The 21239-nt window shown below is 66.0% G+C and carries 21 protein-coding genes and 1 pseudogene; 11 read left to right on the top strand and 11 right to left on the bottom strand.

Features of this window, described 5'->3' with window-relative positions; genetic code table 11:
* Positions 1-53: 53 nt before the first annotated feature.
* Both ACODS1_RS23395 and qhpR read left to right on the top strand, forming a co-directional pair.
* A pseudogene (locus ACODS1_RS23395) lies at positions 54-863 on the top strand (methyl-accepting chemotaxis protein); the annotation flags it as partial.
* Positions 864-1008: 145 nt separating this feature from the next.
* Positions 1009-2061: an AraC-like transcriptional regulator QhpR gene (gene qhpR, locus ACODS1_RS23390; protein ID WP_489087523.1), complete on the top strand. Its 1053-nt coding sequence runs from the start codon at positions 1009-1011 to the stop codon at positions 2059-2061.
* On the opposite strand, the gene ACODS1_RS23385 is transcribed toward qhpR, so the two are convergent.
* Positions 2058-3368 (bottom strand): aspartate aminotransferase family protein, encoded by a 1311-nt coding sequence (locus ACODS1_RS23385; protein WP_489087522.1) that lies wholly within the window; start codon positions 3366-3368, stop codon positions 2058-2060. The two genes, qhpR and ACODS1_RS23385, sit on opposite strands and share 4 nt — an antisense overlap.
* A gap of 14 nt (positions 3369-3382) precedes the next feature.
* Positions 3383-4156 carry a 3-oxoacyl-ACP reductase FabG gene (gene fabG / locus ACODS1_RS23380; RefSeq protein ID WP_489087521.1) on the bottom strand — a complete coding sequence of 258 codons (774 nt, stop codon included), beginning with the start codon at positions 4154-4156 and terminating at the stop codon, positions 3383-3385.
* Positions 4157-4369: 213 nt separating this feature from the next.
* Between fabG and ACODS1_RS23375 the strand changes: the two genes are divergently transcribed.
* The gene (locus ACODS1_RS23375) at positions 4370-5347 is read left to right on the top strand and encodes a phosphotransferase enzyme family protein (protein WP_489087520.1); all 978 of its coding nucleotides are present in this window, start codon (positions 4370-4372) and stop codon (positions 5345-5347) included.
* On the opposite strand, the gene ACODS1_RS23370 is transcribed toward ACODS1_RS23375, so the two are convergent.
* Positions 5341-6222 (bottom strand): LysR family transcriptional regulator, encoded by an 882-nt coding sequence (locus ACODS1_RS23370; RefSeq protein ID WP_489087519.1) that lies wholly within the window; start codon positions 6220-6222, stop codon positions 5341-5343. The two genes, ACODS1_RS23375 and ACODS1_RS23370, sit on opposite strands and share 7 nt — an antisense overlap.
* Before the next feature lie 105 nt (positions 6223-6327).
* Here ACODS1_RS23370 and ACODS1_RS23365 point away from each other — a divergent pair, with 105 nt between their 5' ends.
* The 4 genes from ACODS1_RS23365 (at position 6328) to ACODS1_RS23350 (ending at position 10704) form a co-directional block, all read left to right on the top strand.
* A complete protein-coding gene (locus tag ACODS1_RS23365; protein ID WP_074859308.1) occupies positions 6328-7026 on the top strand; it encodes a CoA transferase subunit A in 699 nt (232 codons plus the stop codon).
* An 11-nt stretch (positions 7027-7037) separates the two neighbouring features.
* Positions 7038-7694 (top strand): CoA transferase subunit B, encoded by a 657-nt coding sequence (locus ACODS1_RS23360; protein WP_489087518.1) that lies wholly within the window; start codon positions 7038-7040, stop codon positions 7692-7694.
* A gap of 137 nt (positions 7695-7831) precedes the next feature.
* Positions 7832-9013, top strand: a complete 1182-nt coding sequence (locus tag ACODS1_RS23355) for an acetyl-CoA C-acetyltransferase (RefSeq protein ID WP_489087517.1) — start codon at positions 7832-7834, stop codon at positions 9011-9013.
* A 347-nt stretch (positions 9014-9360) separates the two neighbouring features.
* A complete protein-coding gene (locus ACODS1_RS23350; protein ID WP_489087516.1) occupies positions 9361-10704 on the top strand; it encodes a short-chain fatty acid transporter in 1344 nt (447 codons plus the stop codon).
* Between the two features lie 39 nt (positions 10705-10743).
* On the opposite strand, the gene ACODS1_RS23345 is transcribed toward ACODS1_RS23350, so the two are convergent.
* From ACODS1_RS23345 to ACODS1_RS23320, 6 genes are all read right to left on the bottom strand, one after another.
* The gene (locus ACODS1_RS23345; RefSeq protein WP_489087525.1) at positions 10744-11892 is read right to left on the bottom strand and encodes a phospholipase D-like domain-containing protein; all 1149 of its coding nucleotides are present in this window, start codon (positions 11890-11892) and stop codon (positions 10744-10746) included.
* 9 nt (positions 11893-11901) lie between these two features.
* Positions 11902-12474 (bottom strand): YceI family protein, encoded by a 573-nt coding sequence (locus ACODS1_RS23340; RefSeq protein WP_489087515.1) that lies wholly within the window; start codon positions 12472-12474, stop codon positions 11902-11904.
* Between the two features lie 162 nt (positions 12475-12636).
* Positions 12637-12957 carry an amidase gene (locus ACODS1_RS23335; RefSeq protein ID WP_489087514.1) on the bottom strand — a complete coding sequence of 107 codons (321 nt, stop codon included), beginning with the start codon at positions 12955-12957 and terminating at the stop codon, positions 12637-12639.
* Complete coding sequence (locus tag ACODS1_RS23330; RefSeq protein ID WP_489087513.1) at positions 12954-14072, bottom strand: serine hydrolase domain-containing protein; 1119 nt, start codon at positions 14070-14072, stop codon at positions 12954-12956. The genes ACODS1_RS23335 and ACODS1_RS23330 overlap by 4 nt, the downstream gene beginning before the upstream one ends.
* Positions 14073-14146: 74 nt before the next feature.
* A complete protein-coding gene (locus tag ACODS1_RS23325) occupies positions 14147-14932 on the bottom strand; it encodes an oxygen-binding di-iron domain-containing protein (protein WP_489087512.1) in 786 nt (261 codons plus the stop codon).
* A gap of 66 nt (positions 14933-14998) precedes the next feature.
* Positions 14999-15889 (bottom strand): acyl-CoA dehydrogenase middle domain-containing protein, encoded by an 891-nt coding sequence (locus ACODS1_RS23320; protein ID WP_489087511.1) that lies wholly within the window; start codon positions 15887-15889, stop codon positions 14999-15001.
* Between the two features lie 146 nt (positions 15890-16035).
* On the opposite strand from ACODS1_RS23320, the gene olsB reads away from it, so the two are divergent.
* Together olsB and ACODS1_RS23310 are read left to right on the top strand one after the other, a co-directional pair.
* On the top strand, positions 16036-16767 hold the full coding sequence (olsB, locus tag ACODS1_RS23315) for an L-ornithine N(alpha)-acyltransferase (RefSeq protein ID WP_322982083.1): 732 nt from the start codon (positions 16036-16038) through the stop codon (positions 16765-16767).
* 83 nt (positions 16768-16850) lie between these two features.
* A complete protein-coding gene (locus tag ACODS1_RS23310; protein WP_489087510.1) occupies positions 16851-17630 on the top strand; it encodes a lysophospholipid acyltransferase family protein in 780 nt (259 codons plus the stop codon).
* Here ACODS1_RS23310 and ACODS1_RS23305 read toward each other — a convergent pair.
* Together ACODS1_RS23305 and ACODS1_RS23300 are read right to left on the bottom strand one after the other, a co-directional pair.
* Positions 17627-18475 carry a universal stress protein gene (locus tag ACODS1_RS23305; protein WP_489087509.1) on the bottom strand — a complete coding sequence of 283 codons (849 nt, stop codon included), beginning with the start codon at positions 18473-18475 and terminating at the stop codon, positions 17627-17629. The genes ACODS1_RS23310 and ACODS1_RS23305 overlap by 4 nt on opposite strands.
* A 465-nt stretch (positions 18476-18940) precedes the next feature.
* On the bottom strand, positions 18941-19528 hold the full coding sequence (locus tag ACODS1_RS23300; protein WP_489087508.1) for an acyl carrier protein phosphodiesterase: 588 nt from the start codon (positions 19526-19528) through the stop codon (positions 18941-18943).
* A 126-nt stretch (positions 19529-19654) separates the two neighbouring features.
* Here ACODS1_RS23300 and ACODS1_RS23295 point away from each other — a divergent pair, with 126 nt between their 5' ends.
* Together ACODS1_RS23295 and ACODS1_RS23290 are read left to right on the top strand one after the other, a co-directional pair.
* Positions 19655-19957, top strand: a complete 303-nt coding sequence (locus tag ACODS1_RS23295) for an ArsR/SmtB family transcription factor (protein WP_489087524.1) — start codon at positions 19655-19657, stop codon at positions 19955-19957.
* Positions 19958-19985: 28 nt separating this feature from the next.
* Positions 19986-21035: an alkene reductase gene (locus tag ACODS1_RS23290; RefSeq protein ID WP_489087507.1), complete on the top strand. Its 1050-nt coding sequence runs from the start codon at positions 19986-19988 to the stop codon at positions 21033-21035.
* Positions 21036-21239 lie beyond the last annotated feature (204 nt).

The following is a 21239-nucleotide window of genomic DNA, read 5'->3' as shown; positions in this document are numbered from 1 at the left end:
TCCGTGATCAGGCTCATTTCAGGCCTCAAGTGACTTGACGCTGGACACGGTTGCTTGCCTCGGCGGCCGAGCAGCTAACCAACGTCACCGACAGCACGACCCAGGCCCTGCACCGACAGAGCCAGGAAATCGACCAGGCCGCCACCGCCGTAACCGAGATGAGCAGCGCCGTGGACGACGTCGCGCGCAATGCTGCCGCCGCCTCGGAAAGCTCCAGCGAGTCTGGACGAATCGCCGAACAGGGCAGCGAACGGATCAACCAGACCCTGTCCTCCATCGGTAAACTGGCAACCAACGTCGATGAAACCTCGAGCAACTTCGGCCAGCTCGCTGGCAAGATCCGCGGTATCAGCCAGGTACTGGACGTCATCCGCAGCATCGCCGAACAAACCAACCTGTTGGCCCTCAACGCGGCCATCGAAGCCGCCCGCGCCGGTGAAGCTGGGCGTGGTTTCGCAGTGGTCGCCGACGAGGTGCGCGCACTGGCCCACAAGACGGGACAGTCGACCCAGGAAATCGAAACCATGATCAGCACCGTGCAGAGCGACACGGAACAGGCCGTACGCTCCATGGAAGCCAGCAACGGCCTGGCCAAGCAGACCCGAGAAATTGCCGAAGGCGCAGGTCAGGCCCTGCAGCAGATCATCCACTCCATCGGCGACATCCGTGATCGCAACCTGGTCATCGCCGCCGCCACCGAGCAGCAGGCACACGTCGCCCGCGAAGCGGATCGCAACCTGGTCAACATCCGCGACCTGTCGCTGCAGACATCGGCCGGCTCGGAGGAAACCAACACCGCCAGCCGCGTGCTGGCCAATCTGGCCGACGACCTCAATGGCATGGTGGCGCGCTTTCGCATCTGAGGTCGCGCGCAAGCTTGGCGACGCGCGCCAAAACGGAGCGCATACCGGCCCATGACCGCCCGGCGCGAGGCCAGAGACCGCTCGGCACGGGCGTGGAACGCTTCTTGAATAGCTCCGACAAGCGTTGTCCCAGCGGAGAATCAAGGTGCCCAGCACAGCAACGGACAGGTCTCATCGCGTCGGCGTTCTGGCCTCGGCGGCCACCGGGCTGGTGGAGTTCATCCAGCAAGCCGGGGGCGACCCGGATAGCATCCTCGGCCGCGCCGGCATCGACCCCGAATGCCTCGACCAGCCGACCCTGAGCCTCGACCTGCACCAGTACTGCGCGGTGTTCGAGGAGGCCGCTCGACAAACGCACAACGCGCACTTCGGCCTGCGCTACGGGCGCCAGTTCAAGCCCGATGCCCTTGGCCTGCTCGGCTACATCGGCATGAGCTCGGCCACCCTCGGCGACGCCCTGCGCAACGTGGTGCGGGCCTTTCCCTACCACCAGCAGGGCAGCCTACTCCGGCTCGACGAGCAAGGCCCGCTGTGCCGGCTGGACTATCAGGTGCAGCACGGCGGCATCCGGCACAAGCGCCAGGATGCCGAGCTGTCGCTGGGCATGTTCTTCAACCTGATGCGCCATGCCCTCGGCACGCGCTGGGCACCGGAGCAGATGCACTTCGAACACGCGCGCCCGGAGGCCTGGTACGAGCACTGCAAGGCCTTCGACGCGCCGGCCTTCTTCGATCAGCCGAGCAATGCCCTGGTGTTCCAGCGCAGCGTGCTGGAGCAGCCGATGCCGGGGCGCGATGGTCGCCTGCTGGCACTGATGTTCGACAACCTGCGCCAGTTGGCCGGCAGCACGGGCGAAGGCGCGCCACGCAACGGCCTGATGGACGAGGCCAGGCGACAGATTCGTCTGTTGCTGGAAAGCGGCGAACCCAGCCTGGAGAAACTGGCCGACGCCCTGCGCCTGCCCAGTTGGACGTTGCAACGCCGCCTCAACGATGCAGGCCTGAGCTTCTCGACCCTGCTCGACCAGACCCGCCGCGAGCTGGCCAGCCTGCACCTGGAACAGGGTGTCGCCCTGGCCGAAATCACCGCCCTGCTCGGCTATTCCGAACTGAGCGCCTTCTCCCGCGCCTTTCGCCGCTGGCATGGGCTCAGCCCACGGCAGTGGCGGCAGGCGCGCCAGAACACTGAACGCAACTAACTTCGGGCCAGAACGGTTTCCAATACCTGCAGAAAGCGCTCACCCTGGGCCGCGCTCAGGCACAGTGGTGGGCGGATCTTCAGCACATTGCTGGCCGGCCCGGAGGCCCCGATCAGCACGCCCTCGTCACGCAGGGCATTGACCAGGCTTCGCGCGCCACGGGTATCGGCCTGCCCCTCGCCATCGAGCACGTCGACGCCAATGAACAGACCGGCGCCGCGCACCTCGCCGAGTTGCGGATAACGCACAGCGAGGCTGCCAAGCCCGGTCTGGAGCAAGGCCCCGACCCGCGCCGCATTGGCCTGCAAGCCTTCCGCCTCGATCACCTCCAGCACCGCCAGGCCCACCGCTGCCGCCACCGGGTTGCCACCGAAGGTATTGAAATAGGCCGCGCACTGACCAAAGCGCTCGACCAGGTGCGGCTGGCAAATCACCCCGGCCAGTGGGTGGCCGTTGCCCATCGGCTTGCCCAGGGTCACCAGATCCGGCACCAGGCCATGCCGCTGAAAGCCCCAGAAATGGCTGCCGGTACGACCGAAACCGGGCTGCACTTCGTCAGCGATGAACAGCCCGCCCGCCGCGCGTACTGCGGCTACCGCCTCGGCGAGAAAGCCCGGCGGGTCGGCGAACACGCCATCGCTGGTGAACAGGGTATCGACCAGCAGCGCCGCCGGGCGGATGCCATGCCGGCGCATGTCCGCCAGCGCCGCGCGCACCTGCGCGGCGAACTGCGCGCTCACCTGTTCAGGCCGCTGTGGCCGGTGCAGGGGCGCATCGACCAGGCGCGCGTCGCCGGCCACCGGCACGTACTCGCCCATCGACGGCGACAGCTCGGCAATCGCCGTGGTGATGCCGTGGTAGGCGTAGCGGGTGACGATCACCCCCGTGCCGGCGCTATGGTCGCGAGCGATGCGCAGCGCCAGGTCGTTGGCCTCGCTGCCGGTGCAGGTGAACATCACGTGCGCGGACATCTCCGGCAGGGTCGCCAGCAAGCGCTCGGCATAGTCGAGGATGCCATCGTGCAGATAGCGGGTATGGATGTTCAGTTCGCCCGCCTGGCGGGCCATGGCCGCCACCACATGCGGATGGCAATGCCCCACCGAGGGGACGTTGTTGTACAGATCCAGATAGGCGCCACCGGTGCTGTCGAACACCTCGGCACCACGCCCGCGCACCAGGTGCAGCGGCTGGTCGTAGAACAACTGGTAAGCCGGCCCCAGCAGGCGTTGCCGCCTTTCCACCTGCTGCTGGCGCGCGGCGTCCAGGCTGGCGAGCTGCGCGCTCTCGAATGCATTGACCTTGAGCATCCTGCGCCTCCGCCTCAGCCCAGCGCCTGCAACGACTCGGGCAAGATCTGCCCACCATCGATGATCAGGCTCTGCCCGGTGATGTAGCCCGCCTCGCGCGAGGCGAAGAACAGCGCGCCAGCGGCGATGTCATCGACGCTGCCGAGGCGCCGCAGCGGCACCGAGGCGGCCATGCTCGCCACGTAGTCCGCGCCCATCTCCTGCAGCCCTTCGGTCAGCACGTTGCCGGGCAGCACCGCGTTGATAGTGATGCCGTCACGCGCCAGCTCGATCGCCGCCGTACGCATGAAGCCCAGTTGCGCCGCCTTGCTCGCGCCGTAATGGGCCCAGCCAGGAAAGCCGGTGACCGGCCCGGTGATCGACGAGGTGAGGATCACCCGCCCGTACTCGGCCTGGCGCAGATAAGGCAACGCCGCCTGCACGCAAAGGAAGGAACCCTTGGCATTGGTCGCCAGCACCTGATCCCAGTCCGCCTCGCTCAGCTCATCGAGGCTGCCGGAGGGGAAGATCCCGGCATTGCAGCACAAGACATCGAGGCCATCGAAGGTCTGCGCCACCTCATCGAACAGGCCACGCACCGCCGCGGCACTGGCCACGTCGGCGATGAAGCCCTGCACGTCCAGCCCTTCTTCGCGCAAGGCCGCCACGCAGGCGGCGAGTCGTGCGCCGTCACGGGCGCTGAGCGCCACGCGCGCCCCTTCGCGGGCAAAGCCGCGGACGATACCCAGGCCAATGCCGGCACTGCCGCCGGTAACCAGTACACGCTTGCCTTGCAGGGAAGTGAACATGGAGGGCTCCTCATCGAATGGATGACGCCATCCTCGCCCTCCCCCACGCCGAACACTTGACCGCAGAACACAAGTTGCGCGGCCACCGATCAAATCCACCCCTGCCGGGGCGCTGTCTGTGCCGAGCGGTCAAGTTTTCGCCAGACGCGGTCAAGCCGCCTGATCCCGCCATGGCGATGCTGGCCTCATCGTCAGTCATCAGGAGCGCCCGCCATGCTTCAGGCCGCCACCTTCGATCACCTGGCCAAGGCCATGCTCGCGCGTTATCCCGCGTCATGCCGGGGCCGCCTGCAGTTGCTCTGCCTGTCGGAGAACGCCACCTACGCCGTGCACGGTGATGGCATACGCCATGTGCTGCGCCTGCATCGCCCGGCCTACCACAGCGCCCAGGCGATTCGCAGCGAACTGCACTGGCTCGATGCCCTGCGCGCCTCGGGCGTGGAGGTGCCCAAGGCTCTGCCCGGCCTGGATGGTGACTGCCTGCAACAGCTCGAACTGGCCGGCCAGGAACGCCATGCCGTGCTGTTCGAGTGGATCGACGGCACGGAGCCTGACCCCCGGCAGAATCTGCTGGCCTCGTTCGAGCGCCTGGGTGCGATCAACGCCCGCCTGCATCGCCAGGCGCGCGACTGGCCTTTGCCAACAGGCTTCGAGCGCCTGCGCTGGGATCACACCAGCATGCTCGGCGCCGATGGCCACTGGGGCGACTGGCGCCAGGCACCCAACCTGAACGCAGCGCAGCAGCCACTGATCGAGGCCACGCTGCGACGCCTGGCCGAGGAGCTGGCCGCCTATGGCCAGAGCAGCGAACGCTTCGGCCTGATCCACGCCGACCTGCGCCTGGCCAACCTGCTGGTGCAGGGCGAGCGCACGCGGGTGATCGACTTCGACGACTGCGGCTTCGGTTGGTACTTGCACGACCTCGCCTCGGCGCTGAGCTTTCACGAGGATCATCCAGACGTGCCGCGCTGGGTCAGTCACTGGCTGCAGGGCTACACCCGCGAGCATGGCCTGAGCGACGCCGAGCTGGCGATGATTCCCGCCTTCGTCGTGCAGCGCCGCCTGCAACTGCTGGCCTGGGCGGGCACCCATGCCGAAACGCGCACCGTGCAGGAACTGGGGCCGGACTGGGCCAGCCGCTGCCTGCCGCTGTGCGAGGCCTATCTGGAAGGCCGGCTGCGCCTCTACTGAGCCTGGCGCAACAGCACCTCGCTGAGCGCTTGCGCCGCGCTGGACAACTGATGCCCAGCCTGATGCAACAGCCCGACACGGCGCGACACCTGCGGCTCGCTCAGCGGCAGGCAGCGGGCGCCGAGATCCTCCATCTGTTGCCGACACAGTTGCGGCACCGCGCTGACGCCCAGGCCTTCAGCGACCATGCGCCCCACCGTAACCAACTGATGGCTCTCGAACGCCACCGGCAGCTTGCCGTGGCTGGCGATCACGCTGTCTTCCAGCAGCAGGCGCACCGCCGAAGGCCGTTGCAGGGTGATGAAGGGTTGCTCCAGCAACTGTGCCCAGGTCAGCGCTTCGTGGTCGGCCAGATGACTGGCTGCCGGCACCACGGCGACGAAACGATCCTCGTACAGCGGTGTGAATTGCAGCCCGTCTAGGGTCGCCGGCTCGAAGGCGATGCCCAGCTCGACGCGACCGTCGCGCACCATCTCCATCACCTGTTCGTTGATCACGTCGTGCACCGCCACGTTGACCCGTGGGTAGGCGTCACGAAAGGCACGCAACGCCGCCGGCAGACGGTTGCCGGCAAACGACGGCATGGCCGCCACCGCTACCTTGCCCATCTGCAGGGTGAAGTGCTGGCGCAGCAAGTCCTCGGCGTTGTCCCAGTCGGCCAGCAGGCGCACGGCAATCGGCAGCAACGTCTCGCCCTCCGGCGTCAGCGCCACGCTGCGAGTGGTGCGCACCAGCAACTGACCACCGAGCGATTGCTCCAGGTTCTTGATCGCCAGGCTCAGCGCCGGCTGCGACAGGTGCAGGCGCTCGCAGGCCTGGGCGAAGCTCAGGCTCTGCGCCACGGCAAGAAAAGCGCGTAGCTGCTTGACGGTCATTGATTTATTTACCTGATCAATCAAGAGGAAAAACAAACTTAACAAATAAGCTCACAGCGCAGAAGCTTGGCCTCACTCCTGATAACAACAAAGAGGCAGCCTCGAATGAGCGGACTCGACAAACGCGTCGGCAGCTATGCAGAAGCCCTGGACGGCCTGCAGGACGGCATGACCGTGCTGGCCGGCGGTTTCGGCCTGTGTGGCATCCCCGAGAACCTGATCGCCGAGATCCGCCGTCGCGGCGTGCGCGATCTGACCGTGGTGTCCAACAACTGCGGCGTCGACGGTTTCGGCCTCGGCGTGCTGCTGGAAGACCGGCAGATCCGCAAGATGATCGCCTCCTACGTCGGCGAGAACGCCCTGTTCGAGCAGCAACTGCTCTCCGGCGAGCTGGAAGTCGAACTCACCCCGCAAGGCACCCTGGCCGAGAAGCTGCGCGCCGGCGGTGCCGGCATCCCCGCCTTCTTCACCGCCACCGGCTACGGCACCCCGGTCGCCGAAGGCAAGGAAGCGCGCGAGATCAACGGCCGCCACTACATCCTCGAACCAGCCATCACCGGCGACTTCGCCATCGTCAAGGGCTGGAAGGCCGACCATTTCGGCAACGTGGTCTACCGCCACACCGCGCAGAACTTCAACCCGGTGGTCGCCACCGCCGGGCGCATCACCGTGGTCGAGGTCGAAGAGATCGTCGAGCCCGGTGAACTCGACCCCACGCAGATTCACACCCCCGGCATCTATGTCGACCGGCTGATCTGCGGCAGCTTCGAGAAACGCATCGAAAAACGCACTCTGCGCGCTTAGGAGATACCGGCATGGCACTGACCCGTGAACAAATGGCCCAGCGCGTAGCCCGCGAGCTGCAGGACGGCTTCTACGTCAACCTCGGCATCGGCATCCCCACCCTGGTGGCCAACTACGTGCCCGAGGGCATGCAGGTGATGCTGCAGTCGGAGAACGGCCTGCTCGGCATGGGCGCCTTCCCCACTGAAGACGAAGTCGACGCTGACATGATCAACGCCGGCAAGCAGACCGTTACCGCGATCAAGGGCGCAGCGATCTTCGACTCGGCGCAATCCTTCGCCATGATCCGTGGCGGCCATGTCGACCTGACCGTGCTCGGCGCCTTCGAGGTGGATGTGCGCGGCAACATCGCCTCATGGATGATCCCCGGCAAGCTGGTCAAAGGCATGGGCGGCGCCATGGATCTGGTGGCCGGCGCCGACAACATCATCGTCACCATGACCCACGCCTCGAAAGACGGCGAATCCAAGCTGCTGGAGCATTGCAGCCTGCCGCTGACCGGCAGCGGCTGCATTCGCAAGGTGCTGACCGACCTGGCTTACCTAGAGATCGAAAACGGCGCCTTCATCCTGCGCGAACGCGCACCGGGCGTGAGCGTCGAGGAAATCGTCGCCAAGACCGCCGGCAAGCTGATCGTCCCCGAGCACGTACCGGAAATGCAGTTCTAGGTTGTCTACCGCCCTGCAGAACGCCACCACGACTGGCGTTTTGCGGGGTGTTTTTATTTGGTGTTATCTGCTGCACTCCCTGTAGGAGCGGATTCATCCGCGAAGCTTTCCGTCCTACCGCACCCAGAGGATTTCCCATGCAAGACGTCGTCATCGTCGCCGCCACCCGCACCGCCATTGGCAGCTTCCAGGGCAGCCTGGCTGACATCCCCGCGCCGGAACTCGGCGCCATCGTCATCAAGCGCCTGCTGGAGCAAACCGGCCTCGACGCCGCCCAGGTCGATGAAGTGATTCTCGGCCAGGTACTCACTGCAGGTTCTGGCCAGAACCCGGCACGCCAGGCCGTTATCCGCGCCGGCCTGCCGCATGCCGTACCGGCCATGACCCTGAACAAGGTCTGCGGCTCGGGTTTGAAAGCACTGCACCTGGCGGCCCAGGCCATTCGTTGTGGCGACGCCGAGGTGATCATCGCTGGCGGCATGGAGAACATGAGTCTGTCGCCCTACGTGCTGCCGAAAGCCCGCACCGGTCTGCGCATGGGCCACGCGCAGATGCTCGACAGCATGATCGTCGACGGCTTGTGGGACGCCTTCAACGACTACCACATGGGCATCACTGCCGAGAACCTGGTGGAGAAATACGGCATCAGCCGTGAAGCCCAGGACGCCTTCGCTGCGGCTTCGCAGCAAAAGGCCGTGGCGGCTATCGAGGCCGGACGCTTCGATGCCGAGATCACCCCGGTGCTGATCCCGCAGCGCAAGGGTGATCCCATCGCCTTCGCCCGTGACGAGCAGCCGCGAGCTGGCACCACCGCCGAATCCCTGGCCAAGCTCAAGCCGGCGTTCAAGAAGGACGGCAGCGTCACCGCTGGCAACGCCTCCAGCCTCAACGACGGCGCCGCCGCCGTGCTGCTGATGAGCGCGGCCAAGGCCCAAGCGCTGGGCCTGCCGGTGCTGGCGAAGATTGCCGGCTACGCCAATGCCGGCGTCGACCCGGCGATCATGGGCATCGGCCCGGTATCCGCCACCCGTCGCAGCCTGGACAAGGCCGGCTGGAGCCTGGCTGACCTGGATCTGATCGAAGCCAACGAGGCCTTCGCCGCCCAGGCGCTGTCGGTCGGCCAGGAATTGGGCTGGGACGCCGACAAGGTCAACGTCAACGGCGGCGCCATCGCCCTCGGCCACCCCATCGGCGCCTCAGGCTGCCGCGTGTTGGTCAGCCTGCTGCACGAGATGATCCGCCGCGACGCCAAGAAAGGTCTGGCTACGCTGTGCATCGGCGGCGGCCAAGGCGTAGCCCTGGCTATCGAGCGCGAGTAAAGCGCGAAACCGTAGGGCGGGTGCAACCCGCCATTTACCAGGGTGGCGGGTTTCACCCGCCCTACGGAACTAGCGAAATGATCCGCCGGGACGCCAAGAAAGGTTTGGCCACCCTGTGCATCGGCGGCGGCCAAGGCGTGGCCCTGGCCATCGAGCGCGAGAAAAGCGCGAAACCGTAGGGCGGGTGCAACCCGCCACTATCGGAACCGGCGGGTCTCACCCGCCCTACGGAGCAACACAACCACCCGCTCGGCTCCGGCCGGGCGTTGTCATTTCCACCCGCCAGGCACAACCGACCTGAATGCCTGGAACAGCCCTTACACAACCATAAGAAAGAGGCGTCATCGATGTTCAATACCCTCACCCGCATGAGCGTGAGCCTGGTACAGAAGTACCTGCCCTCGCCCTTCGTCTTCTCCGCCTTGCTCACGCTGGGCGTACTGCTCGCCGGCATCCTCTCCACCGGCCAGTCGTTGCCCGCCATGGTGCAACACTGGAGTGGCGGCTTCTGGACGTTGCTCGGCTTCGCCATGCAGATGGCGCTGATCTTCGTCACCGGCCATGCCCTGGCCAGCGCACCGATCATCAACCGTCAGCTCGACCGTCTGGCCAGCCTGGCGCGCACGCCGGGCCAGGCGATCATCATGGTCACCCTGGTGGCGCTGGTGGGTTGCTGGGTCAACTGGGGCTTCGGCCTGGTGATCGGCGCCGTGTTCGCCCGCGCCCTGGCGCGCAAGGTCGCTGGCGTCGACTACCCGCTGCTGGTGGCCTCGGCCTACTCCGGCTTCCTGGTCTGGCACGGCGGTCTGGCCGGCTCGATTCCGTTGTCGATGGCTACCGGCGGCCCGGATCTGGCACGCATCACCGCCGGCGTGCTGACCAACCCGGTGAGCATCAGCGAAACCCTGTTCAGCCCGCTCAACCTGACCATCGTCGCCCTGCTGTTCATCGGCCTGCCGCTGCTCAACCGCGCCATGCACCCACGGCAGAACGCCAAGGTGGCCGATGCCGCCAAACTGGTGGAATCACGCGCCGAACTGCCGGCCCGCGAAACCCCGGCACAGCGCCTGGATGACAGCCGCATTCTCGGCCTGGCGCTGGTGGCCATGGCCGGCATCTACCTGTTCAACCACTTCGCCAGCAAGGGCTTCGTCCTTGGCCTGGATGTGGTCATCGCCATCTTCCTGTTCTGCGGCCTGCTGATGCACGGCACCCCGGAGCGCTACATGCGTGCGGTGGACGAGAGCGTGCGCGGCATCGGTGGCATCGTCCTGCTGTTCCCCTTCTACGCCGGGATCATGGGCATGATGATGGGCGCCAACGCCGACGGCATCTCCCTGGGCCGGCAGATCACCGAGGCGTTCATTTCCTGGTCATCGGCCGACACCTTCCCGCTGCTGGCCTTCCTCAGCGCTGGCGTGGTCAACGTGTTCGTACCGTCCGGTGGCGGCCAGTGGGCCGTGCAGGGCCCGATCATGCTGCCGGCGGCTCAGGCACTGGGTGTATCGCCGACCGTCACCGCCATGGCGATTGCCTGGGGCGACGCCTGGACCAACATGATCCAGCCGTTCTGGGCACTGCCGCTGCTCGGCATCGTCGGCCTCGGCGCTCGCGACATCATGGGCTACTGCCTGATCATGCTGCTGTACTCGGGCGTGGTGATCTGCGGCGCCTTCTACTTCCTCGGCTGAGTGTCCTCAGGCCCGCTCGCAAGAATGAGCGGGCCTGCATCAGCGCCAGCGATCCAGCAGGTTCACCGCCAGGCGATCCAGCCAACCCCACAGCCTTTGCTGCACACGGCGCCACAAGGGGCGTTGGTGCCAGTCGTCGAGGGTGATCTCGCGGCTGGCGCCGAAGTCCTCGATGAAGCTGCTCGCCACTGCCTGGGTGAATGCGGGGTCGAGCGCCTCGACGTTGGCGTCGAGGTTGAAGCGCAGGTTCCAGTGATCGAAGTTGCAGGAGCCGACGCTGACCCAGTCGTCCACCAGCACCATCTTCAGGTGCAAGAAGCGCGGCTGGTACTCGAAGATGCGCACCCCAGCCTTGAGCAGACGCGGGTAGTAGCGCTGGCCGGCAAAACGCACGGGCGGGTGGTCGGTATTGCGTCCGGCCAGCAGCAGGCGCACTTCGACACCTCGGGCGGCGGCACGGCGCAGGGCGCGGCGCACCTTCCAGGTCGGCAGGAAATAGGGCGTGGCCAGCCAGACACGCTGCTTCGCCCCACGCAGGGCACGCAGCAGCGACAACAGGATGTCGCGGTGTTGCGCGGCATCGGCATAGGCGACACGGCCCAGGCCCTGGCCTGCCGGCGGGCACTCGGGCAGCCGCAGCGGCGCGGATGATTGTCGCGGACGCCAGACGGAACGCGTCTGCCATTGATGCTCGAACAGTTGCTGCCAATCCCCGACCAGCGGCCCTTCGATCTCGACCATGGCCTCGTGCCAGGCGCTTTGTGGCGCGTCTGGCGTCCAGAACTCATCGGTGGCGCCAGTGCCACCGACATAGGCCAGGCGCTGATCCACCAACAACAGCTTGCGGTGATCACGGTGGAAATTGCGCACGCCACGGCGCCAGCGGATCGGGTTGTACCAGCGCAGTTGCACGCCGGACGCCAGCAAGCGCTGACGTGAGGCGGCGCCCAAAGCGGCGGCACCATAGGCATCGAACAGCCCGCGTACGCTCACGCCCCGCGTCGCCGCCCGGCACAGAGCCTCGACCAGTTGCTCGCTGCATTGCCCATCCTCGACCAGGTACAGCTCCAGCTCCACCTGACGCTGCGCCGCGTCGATGGCGGCCAGCATGCGCGGAAAGAATATCGGCCCGTCGAGCAGCAGCTCGAAACGGTTGCCACCGCGCCAGGGGAAGATGGTGCCGCGCACGGACACGATTCAGCGCGCCGTGAAGATCAGCACGGCGCCGACCGGCACCGACAGGCTGATGGCGCTGAGGCCGGCGAGCTTGCGCAGTGCTTCGATACCGCCCGCCAGGCCGTAATCCTCGGCGTGCAGCACCAGCGGCGCCAGGGTCACCACCTGGAAGCGTCGGTCATCGAGGCGGGTGACCAGCAGTTCCGCCTGCAGCTCGTGCATACGCTCGTTGAGGGTCAGTTGCAGCGGCAGGCGCAGTTCCAGTTGCGCGCCTGGAGCCAGGTCGGTGAACTGATCCAGGTTGATCTGGGCGGAGATACGCGCCTCGGGCAGGCGCTTGGTATCGAACAGCATCGCGCGCAGGCGTTCGTCGCGCAGCGCAACGCCAGTGCTCAGCGAATCGAGATCGACACGCAGGCGGGCATTGCCCTTGGTACCGATCTGCCCATGCAGGGTGAGAAAGCGATGCACCTCCGACTGGCTGCCGGAGTGGGTAGAAATGAACGACAGCCGCGAGGACTCGTTGTCCAGATACCAGTCGGCGTGGACGGGCAAGGCGGCAGCCAGCAGCAGGGCGAGAAGCGAACGGCGCATGAGAACTCGAATAACGGCATGACCAGGCCGCAACGATAGTCGCCATGGCCTGCCTTGCAAAGTCCAGCGCAAGAATGGCCAGGCCAGGCGACTTCAGCCGCGAATCAGTGAATCGTAGGGCGGGTGCAACCCGCCACTGCGATCTGGCGGGTTTCACCCGCCCTACTCGTTCGGCAGCAACTGGCAACCCTGGCGCTCGCCCAACCAGGCGGCGCTGTGAGTACGGCCCAGGCCGCTGGCGGTCACGCGCTTGGCACTCTCGTCGTCGAGCAGGCTGCTGATTGGCACGTACTGCTGCACATAGCCCTCGCAATAGGCTGCCGGGTTGCCGCTGACGTAACGGCAGGAGCAATACTCCTTGGCCGTGTAGGCGCCAATGATGTCGGGGAAGGCCTGCAGGTAGACGCGGTTCGGCCAGGCCCAGGCCAGCAGCAGGACGAGCAGCAGCGCCAGCGCACTGAGGATCGGGTGACGACGGATCATGGCTGCACCTCCGTGGCGAAGGCCGCCTGTACGCGCTTGAGCAGTTCGTTGTGCTGGAAGCTGCCATCGCGATCATCGGCGTAGCGCACCACCACCAGCTTCTCCTTCGGCATCACGTACAGGCCCTGGCCCCAGTGGCCCAGCGCGGCGATGGTGTCGGCCGGCGCATCCGGCCAGGGGCGCGAGCTGCCAGGCAGTTCGGCATTGAGCCACCACTGCCCGCCCGGCACCGCATCACCCGGTGCGAAGCCCTGCGGCTGGTAGGCGGCGAACGGCGTGGAGACGAAATCGACCCAGGCCGCCGGCAGCAACTGCCGTTCGCCCCAGCGTCCGCCGCGCTGCATCAGCAGGCCGACACGGGCCAGGTCGCGCGCACTCAGGTAGGCATAGGACGAAGCGATGAAGGTGCCGCTGGCATCGCGCTCCCACACTGCATGGGTGATGCCCAGTGGCTCGAACAGCGCGGTCCAGGGGTAGTCGGCGTAGGCCTGCTCACCAACCATGCCACGCAGCGCGGCCGCCAGCAGGTTGCTGTCGCCGCTGGAATAGCGAAAGCGCGTGCCCGGCGCAGCACCGGCCTCATGCGCGGCGGTGAACGCGGCCATGTCGCCGCGGCCACGGGTGTAGAGCATGGCCACCACCGAGGATTTCAGCGGGGCGTATTCGTAGTCTTCCTGCCAGTCCAGGCCCGAGGCCCAGTTGAGCAGGTGGCCGATCTTGATCTGTGGGTGGTCGGCCATCGGCGGGTAGTACTGCGCCACCGGCGCATCGAGCTTGAAGCGCCCTTCGCCATAGGCCACGCCGAGTACGGTGGCGAACAAGCTCTTGGCCATCGACCAGGTCAGATGTGGCGTCTGCGCCGTGTTCGGTTCGGCATAGCGTTCGTAGACGATCTGCCCGTCGCGGATCACCAGCAAGGCGTCGGTGCGAACGCCCTTGCGCTCGGCATCGTCGCGCGGGGCGAAGGCGTAGGCCTCCAGCTCGGTAATGGCGGCGGACGCGGGTGCGGGTTGGCTCTGCCAATCGGGTTGCGGCCAGGTTTCTGCGTGGGCGACAGCGCTCAGCAAACTGAAGCCGAGCAGCAGGCTCAGACGGCGAAGGGAAAAGATGGGCATGGGAGGCCTCGATCAGAAGTCGAGGCGCACCCTAGCATGCCGACGATGACGCCTTGAAGCGTCGGCCTCGACATTCACTTGGGCAGTTGGTAATCCTCAGGCCCCATCAGGTCGAGGCCGCATTCGAGGCTCTCGATCCAGTGCAAAAAGGCGCTGATCATTTCCGGCCCGACGAAGGGCCGGCCGTGCTGCGGCACGATCATCGCCACGTCCATCTTGCGCACCATCGCCGCCCACAGACGACAGGCCTTGTTGCCCGCCATGTAGCGACGATGGAAGCCCTCCATGTTCGGCACGTGGTTGACGAAGTCGCGCACCGGCGTGGCGTCGTCGACCATCGAGGCGCCCATGTCGCCGGAGAAAAGGATCTTGCTCACCGGGTCGTACACCTGGAAGTTGCCCACCGAGTGCAGGAAGTGCGCCGGCACGGCCTTGAGGATGCTCTTGCCCAAGGGGATGCTCTGACCACGATCCGGCAACGCGATGATGCGGTCGTAGGTGTTGATGCCACGGCTCAGCGCCAGGTAGTTGGCGGTGAGGTGCGGCAGGAAGCGCGCCCACAGCTTGGAGCAGATCACCCGCGCGCGGGTGTGCAGCAGCCACTTGTCCAGCGAGGCGATGATGTCCGGATCCTGGTGCGAAGCGAAGATGTAGGTCAGATCCTGCACCGGAATGTGCTTGGACAACTCCAGCGACAGCGGCGTATAGGTCAGGTCGCCGCCCGGATCGAGCAGCAGGTACTGCTCGTTGTCGGTGATCAGGAACTGGTTGGATTGCACGCCTTCGCCGCTGACCAGGTCATCGAACATCAGGCATTGGTGGCTGCCGTTATCGAACAGCACGATGGGCTCGCGGCGCATGGAAACCTCGTTGATGAATCGCGAGGCAACCTTATGCGCGCACCGCCGGGACGGTACTGATATGGATCAAGAGCCGGCGACAATCTGCCGCGCTTTCTCCAGGCGTTTGCTGCGCGCCGCCTCGGCAATGCGCAGCAGGCCCTTGTCGCGCTGCCACAACTCGGCCCAGTGCGCCGGGCCGTTTGCCAGGGCAGCTTCCACCTCGTCAGCCATGGCCTGCTGCTGGGCGAATAGCCCGGCCAGCAGCAGGTGCGTGCTTGGCGCATTGGGCGCCTGCCGCGCGACCTCGGCACAGCCAGCGAGCAGCCCCTGCAGGCGCAGCAGCAGTGCCTCCGGCCAGGCGTTTTCACGACCGATGCCGAATAGCCAGGCACTCACCGCCGTGAGCACGTGCACGTCCTCCAGGGTGCGGAAGGGTTTCACGTAGTCATCCCAGCCATCGCCGGCCAGACGTTCGCTCTGCGCCTGATCCAGGTGCAGACGGGCATGGCCGATATCCGGCATCAGCGGCAATGCCGGCAGCGCTTCGATGCGTACGCCCGGCGCGCCTTGGCGCACCACGCCCAGGGCCAGCCGCGGCGTTTCCTCGGCCTGTTCCTCGCGCGCCGCCACCAGCAGCCAGTCGGCACACTCGGCGGCGGTGACGAAATCCTTGCGCCCGCTGATGTACAGGCCATAGATGCGCGTGCTCATGTCAGCCGGCCGGGTGCTGCGGTTCTCCGTCACGCAGAGGGCGCCAGCCGTCCATGGCGCCGCCGGCCACAACATACGCAACGCCGCCTGGTAACCGGCGAGAAAGGCCAGCCCCGGCGTCGCCGCCTGCAGGCCGCCCAATAGCGCCAGGTCGAAGGGCTGCGGGCGGCCACCCAGGTTGTTCAGCAGACGTGCGTACCAGTCTTCCAGACCCTGTTCGGCGGACAGGCGTTCGATGGGCTGAAACAGGCTCGACCAGGGCATCGCAGACCTCCTCGCAGCAGCGCGCGGGCGCCGTCACATAAGCATCAAAAAACCGTCACGGTGGTGACACCACGTGAATCTAGCCTGAGCTTGCCCAACAAGATCGACCGGCTGCAAGCAGCCAGCCGGCACACGGAGGATCTGGCATGACTCAAAACGCTCGCCGACTGCAGGCCGAACGCCTGCAAGGCCCCGCCGCCCTGCAAGAAGCCCAGGCCTTGCGCTACCGCGTGTTCAGCGCGGAGTTCGACGCCAAGCTCAACGGCGCAGAACTGGGTCTGGACATGGACGACTACGACATTCACTGCCGCCATATCGGCGTACGTGACCTGGAGAGCGGCCAACTGGTAGCCACCACCCGTCTGCTCGACCATCAGGCCGCCGCCGGCCTAGGCCGCTACTACAGCGAAGAGGAATTCGCCCTGCACGGCCTGGCCAAGCTGGAAGGCCCGGTGCTGGAGATTGGCCGCACCTGCGTCGACACCGCTTACCGCAACGGCGCCACCATCGCCGTGCTCTGGGGCGAGCTGGCCGAGGTGCTCAACGAAGGCGGCTACCGCTACCTGATGGGCTGCGCCAGCATCTCCATGCAGGACGGCGGCATCCAGGCTCAGGCCATCATGCAACGCCTGCGCGAGCGCTACCTGTGCACCGAGCATCTGCGCGCCGAGCCCAAGCACCCACTGCCGCAGCTGGATCTGCCGGGCAACGTCATCGCCGAGATGCCACCGCTGCTCAAGGCCTACATGCGCCTGGGCGCGAAGATCTGCGGCGAGCCGTGCTGGGACAAGGACTTCCAGGTGGCCGACGTGTTTATCCTGCTCAAGCGCGACGAGCTGTGCCCGCGCTACGCCCGCCACTTCAAGGCCGCCGTCTGAAAACAGACGGCATGACCATCGATAATGGCCAAACGTCGCTGCCCGTGGATAATGCCGGCACCCGCTTTCAACCGGAGGCCTCGATGGCCAAACTGCGTCTGTCCCTGCGCCTCGTTCACCTGGCCTTGGTGATCCTCTTCGGCACGCTGCTGGCGGGCATCGTCAGCCTTTGCGAGCGAGTCGTCCGGCATGATCTGATGCCCCTGCGGCAACGCCTGACGCGCTGGTTCCTGGCCGGTCTGGGCGGCGCCCTGCCCTTTCGCGTGAAGGTCGCAGGCGAGCTGCCCGATCAGCCGATGCTGTGGGTCGCCAACCATGTGTCGTGGACGGACATTCCGCTGCTCGGCGCCCTGCAGCCGATGTCCTTCCTGTCCAAGGCGGAGGTGCGCGACTGGCCGGTGGCCGGCTGGCTGGCGCACAAGGCCGGCACCCTGTTCATCCGCCGTGGCTCGGGCGACAGCAGCCAGATCAGCCAGCAGCTCACGCGCCACCTGCAGCAGAAGCGCCCGCTGGTGATCTTCCCCGAAGGCACCACAACCGACGGCCTTGGCGTCCGTACCTTCCATGGCCGCCTGCTGAGCAGCGCCATCGACAGCGGCGTCGCCCTGCAGCCGGTGGCCATCCGTTACCTGCGCGCTGGCCAGCCCTGCCCGGTGGCGCCCTTCATCGGCGACGACGACATGCTCTCGCACCTGCTGCGCCTGCTGGCCAGCCCGGCCTGCGAGGTGGAGATCCGCCTGCTGGCGCCGGTGCCCAGCGAGAGCCGCAGCCGCAACGAACTGGCGCGTCACTGCCAGACCATGATCGCCAACGTGCTGCAGCCGGACATGCCGCAGGAGCAGGCACAGGCCGCAGCCGCTTAAGCGGCTGGCGGCACGATCAGCGCATCACCATCGAGTGACGCCAGCAAGCGGCTGGCCACGCTGCCCAGGAAGAAACGCGATGCCCCTTCGCGGGCGTGCGTACCCAACACCAGCAGATCGGCGCCGGACTTGCGCAGCGCATCGCCGATCACCCCTTCCGGCGACCCGATCTGCACGTGCAGGTGCGCATCAGCCACGTTGACGCCGGCTTTGCCGAGGCGTTCGAGCAGTTGCTGACGCATCAGATCACGCTGGTTCTCCAGCACCTCGGCGCTGATGCCGGCGTCCATCATCGCCCCGGCGGCCAGGGGTTCCACCGCGTTGGCAATTTCCACCTGCCCTTCTTCGATCAGCCCCAGTTCGCGCGCACGGTGCCAAGCCTGCATCGAGGTACGTGACAGGTCGGCCGCCAGCAAGGCATGGCGATAATCGTGAGTCACCGGCCCGTTGACCCGCAGCACCGGCAGATGGCTGCTGCGCACCACCCGTTCCAGCGTGGTGCCGACGAAGAAGTCGCGCAGCGCCGACTTGCGATGCGCGCCCACCACCAGCAGATCGGCGCCCATGCCCTTGGCACTTTCGACCACCACCTCGGCCACCTCGCCCACGGCCACCACCACGCGCGGGCGGCTGCCGGCCTGTTCGAGCAGACGCTCGGCCTGGGCCTGCAGCAGGGTTTCAGCCTGTTGTACCTGGCGCTGCACCAGCTCGCCGGGGGCATCATCATCGATCACATGCAACAGGCACCACTCGCCGCCACCCTGGCGACGGATCAGTTGCACGGCACGCTGCACCGCATGCGCCGAACGCTCGGACAGGTCGGTCGCTACCAGAATCTTGATCATCTCGTTTCCTCCATGGGATTCACACCGAGTCACATTCAAGCCGCTCCTGCCGGTTCACTCCTTGATGCAGGTCAGGCCGGGCGCCACAAAGCGCTGCGAGGCAGCCAGGTCGAGTGCGGAACAGACATCCCTGTGCGGCTCCCTCTAAAGGGCACCTCTAAAAACTACCTGCGTTGCCATCGCTGCGTTAAAAACAGGCTCAAAATGCTCATTTACAACTCGTAAACTGCGCTTTTTCGCGTGTTTTTGCCTTGCGCTGGCTGTCTCGCCTACGTTTTTAGAGATGCCCTAAAGAGAGTGACCACGCATGGGACGGATTGACTGCACAAAAATGCTCGGTGAGCGGGGTAGCAAGGTATGACGGTGCAAGGCATCTGCATGGATCGTCCCCACGGAGCTGTGTGGGAGGCGCTTCAGCGGCGACAGCGGCAGGAGTGAAGTCGCTTTCCCCGGATTGCATCCGGGCTACGGTTTGCACCTGCCCAGTTCGGCCTCGGCAAAGGCCATCAGTTCCGGATAGAAGGCGCGGAAGTCCTCGCTGAGCGGCTCGTACAGGCGCTCCAGCTCGACCAGGCTGCCATCGAGCAATTGCGGCTTGGACAGGCGCCGTTGCATGCCGGCGATCACCTGTTCCAACACCATGAATTCTCGATAGCTACCGAGCCAGTCCTGCTCGGCCATGCGTGGTGCCATCAGCGCCAGGCGCCCGGGCAACTCAGGCTCGGCGGCCAACACCCGATACACCCGGCCGGTGAAATGCTGCAGCGGCTGTGCGGCGTAGTCGGCCCAGTCGCGGGCCAGGCAATGGTCGAAGAACAGATCCAGCAGCATGCCGGCCATGCGCCGCCGTTCAGCGGGAAAGCGCGAGCGTGCGCGCGCCTGCAGCGGATGGCTGTCGGTGAAGGCATCGATGCGCCGATGCAGGCGGATAGCTGCTTCGATGTCCGCCGGCCAGCGTCCGTCCAGCGGGCCTTTGACGAAGTCGCCATAGAGGCTGCCGAGCAGTTGTGCCGGGGCGTCGCCGCCAAGATGCAGGTGGGCCAGGTAGTTCATCCACTGAGCTTACCGCCGCGAGCGGGACAATCGAAGCGGTTGATGGAGACTATCGGAACAAACGATCTGTATATCGCTCAGAGACGATATAAGGTTCGCCGCATGACGAAACACGGCCCGCACACCATGGATATCGATCTCGACGCCATCATCAAGGCCCTCGCCCACCCGGTTCGCCGCGACATCCTCGATTGGCTGAAGGCGCCCGAACGGCACTTCGCCGAACAGGATCATCCGCTGGAGATCGGCGTGTGCGCCGGCAAGATCTATCAGCGCACCGGGCTGTCGCAATCCACCGTTTCCGCCCACCTCACCAGCCTGCAGCGCGCCGGTCTGGTGACCAGCCGCAAGGTTGGCCAGTGGCACTTCTTCAAACGCAACGACGACTTGATCCAGGCCTTCGTCGAGCGTCTCGGCCAGCAACTCTGAACCTGAAGCTACAACCGGAGGATTCACCATGCCTACCCTGTTCGACCCTATTCAGATCGGCGATCTGCAACTGAACAACCGCATCATCATGGCGCCGCTGACCCGCTGCCGCGCCGACGAAGGCCGCGTGCCCAACGCGCTGATGGCCGAGTATTACGTGCAGCGCGCCTCGGCCGGCCTGATCATCAGCGAAGCCACCGCCGTCACGCCGATGGGCGTCGGCTACCCCGACACTCCCGGCATCTGGTCGGACGAGCAGATCCGTGGCTGGAGCAACGTCACCCAGGCCGTACACACCAATGGCGGCAAGATCGTCCTGCAGTTGTGGCACGTCGGGCGTATTTCCGACCCGATCTACCTCAACGGTGAACTGCCGGTGGCGCCGAGCGCCATCCAGCCGGCCGGTCACGTCAGCCTGGTGCGCCCGATGAAGGAATTCGTCACCCCGCGCGCCCTGGAAACCGAGGAGATCGCCGATATCGTCGAGGCCTACCGTCAAGGTGCCGAGAACGCCAAGGCGGCCGGTTTCGACGGCGTGGAAATCCACGGCGCCAACGGTTACCTGCTCGACCAGTTCCTGCAGAGCAGCACCAACCAGCGCACCGACCGCTACGGCGGCAGCATCGAGAACCGCGCCCGCCTGCTGCTGGAAGTCACCGATGCCGCCATCTCCGTATGGGGCGCCGGCCGCGTTGGCGTGCACCTGGCACCGCGTGCCGATGCCCACGACATGGGCGACGCCAACCGTGCCGAAACCTTCGGCTACGTCGCCCGCGAGCTGGGCAAGCGCGGCATCGCCTTCATCTGCACCCGTGAGAAGGCCGGTGACGACAGCCTGACCCCGCAACTGAAGAAGGAGTTTGGTGGTGTGTTCATCGCCAACGAGCGCTTCACCAAGGAACAGGCCAACGCCTGGCTGGCTGAGGGCAAGGCCGATGCCGTGGCGTTCGGCATCCCCTTCATCGCCAACCCGGATCTGCCGGCACGCCTGGAACAGGACGCGGCGCTGAACGAGCCGCACCCGGAGACCTTCTACGGCTCGGGCCCGGTCGGCTATATCGACTACCCACGCCTGTAATCGCCGCCCAGCCCCTCCCACGGCATGACAGTTGTGGGAGGGGCTTTAGCCGCGACCGATGTGCTTGATACCGGACTGGCAAGTTTGTGTGATCTTGTTGGCTTACGTTGGTGTTTTAAACGCCGCTTTGGGTGTTTCAGATATTCCGCGTTTCGCCCCCTCGGGCGACTCACTTTTCTTTGAAGTGCGCAAAGAAAAGTAAGC

It is taken from the genome of Pseudomonas sp. FG29 (assembly GCF_057809355.1).
The sequence above is the reverse complement of the archived record's forward strand: the minus strand, read 5'-3'. Positions and strand labels throughout refer to the sequence as shown.

What these genes read in the sequence shown, in the direction of transcription:
- ACODS1_RS23305 (WP_489087509.1), bottom strand. Translation starts at nt 18,475, where the DNA reads ATGATCAAGATTCTGGTAGCGACCGACCTGTCCGAGCGTTCGGCGCAT.
- ACODS1_RS23360 (WP_489087518.1), top strand. Translation starts at nt 7,038, where the DNA reads ATGGCACTGACCCGTGAACAAATGGCCCAGCGCGTAGCCCGCGAGCTG.
- ACODS1_RS23325 (WP_489087512.1), bottom strand. Translation starts at nt 14,932, where the DNA reads ATGCGCCGCGAGCCCATCGTGCTGTTCGATAACGGCAGCCACCAATGC.
- ACODS1_RS23335 (WP_489087514.1), bottom strand. Translation starts at nt 12,957, where the DNA reads ATGATCCGTCGTCACCCGATCCTCAGTGCGCTGGCGCTGCTGCTCGTC.
- ACODS1_RS23385 (WP_489087522.1), bottom strand. Translation starts at nt 3,368, where the DNA reads ATGCTCAAGGTCAATGCATTCGAGAGCGCGCAGCTCGCCAGCCTGGAC.
- fabG (WP_489087521.1), bottom strand. Translation starts at nt 4,156, where the DNA reads ATGTTCACTTCCCTGCAAGGCAAGCGTGTACTGGTTACCGGCGGCAGT.
- olsB (WP_322982083.1), top strand. Translation starts at nt 16,036, where the DNA reads ATGACTCAAAACGCTCGCCGACTGCAGGCCGAACGCCTGCAAGGCCCC.
- ACODS1_RS23330 (WP_489087513.1), bottom strand. Translation starts at nt 14,072, where the DNA reads ATGCCCATCTTTTCCCTTCGCCGTCTGAGCCTGCTGCTCGGCTTCAGT.
- ACODS1_RS23310 (WP_489087510.1), top strand. Translation starts at nt 16,851, where the DNA reads ATGGCCAAACTGCGTCTGTCCCTGCGCCTCGTTCACCTGGCCTTGGTG.
- ACODS1_RS23370 (WP_489087519.1), bottom strand. Translation starts at nt 6,222, where the DNA reads ATGACCGTCAAGCAGCTACGCGCTTTTCTTGCCGTGGCGCAGAGCCTG.
- ACODS1_RS23320 (WP_489087511.1), bottom strand. Translation starts at nt 15,889, where the DNA reads ATGCCCTGGTCGAGCCTGTTTCAGCCCATCGAACGCCTGTCCGCCGAA.
- ACODS1_RS23290 (WP_489087507.1), top strand. Translation starts at nt 19,986, where the DNA reads ATGCCTACCCTGTTCGACCCTATTCAGATCGGCGATCTGCAACTGAAC.
- ACODS1_RS23300 (WP_489087508.1), bottom strand. Translation starts at nt 19,528, where the DNA reads ATGAACTACCTGGCCCACCTGCATCTTGGCGGCGACGCCCCGGCACAA.
- ACODS1_RS23340 (WP_489087515.1), bottom strand. Translation starts at nt 12,474, where the DNA reads ATGCGCCGTTCGCTTCTCGCCCTGCTGCTGGCTGCCGCCTTGCCCGTC.
- ACODS1_RS23350 (WP_489087516.1), top strand. Translation starts at nt 9,361, where the DNA reads ATGTTCAATACCCTCACCCGCATGAGCGTGAGCCTGGTACAGAAGTAC.
- ACODS1_RS23295 (WP_489087524.1), top strand. Translation starts at nt 19,655, where the DNA reads ATGGATATCGATCTCGACGCCATCATCAAGGCCCTCGCCCACCCGGTT.
- ACODS1_RS23355 (WP_489087517.1), top strand. Translation starts at nt 7,832, where the DNA reads ATGCAAGACGTCGTCATCGTCGCCGCCACCCGCACCGCCATTGGCAGC.
- ACODS1_RS23375 (WP_489087520.1), top strand. Translation starts at nt 4,370, where the DNA reads ATGCTTCAGGCCGCCACCTTCGATCACCTGGCCAAGGCCATGCTCGCG.
- ACODS1_RS23365 (WP_074859308.1), top strand. Translation starts at nt 6,328, where the DNA reads ATGAGCGGACTCGACAAACGCGTCGGCAGCTATGCAGAAGCCCTGGAC.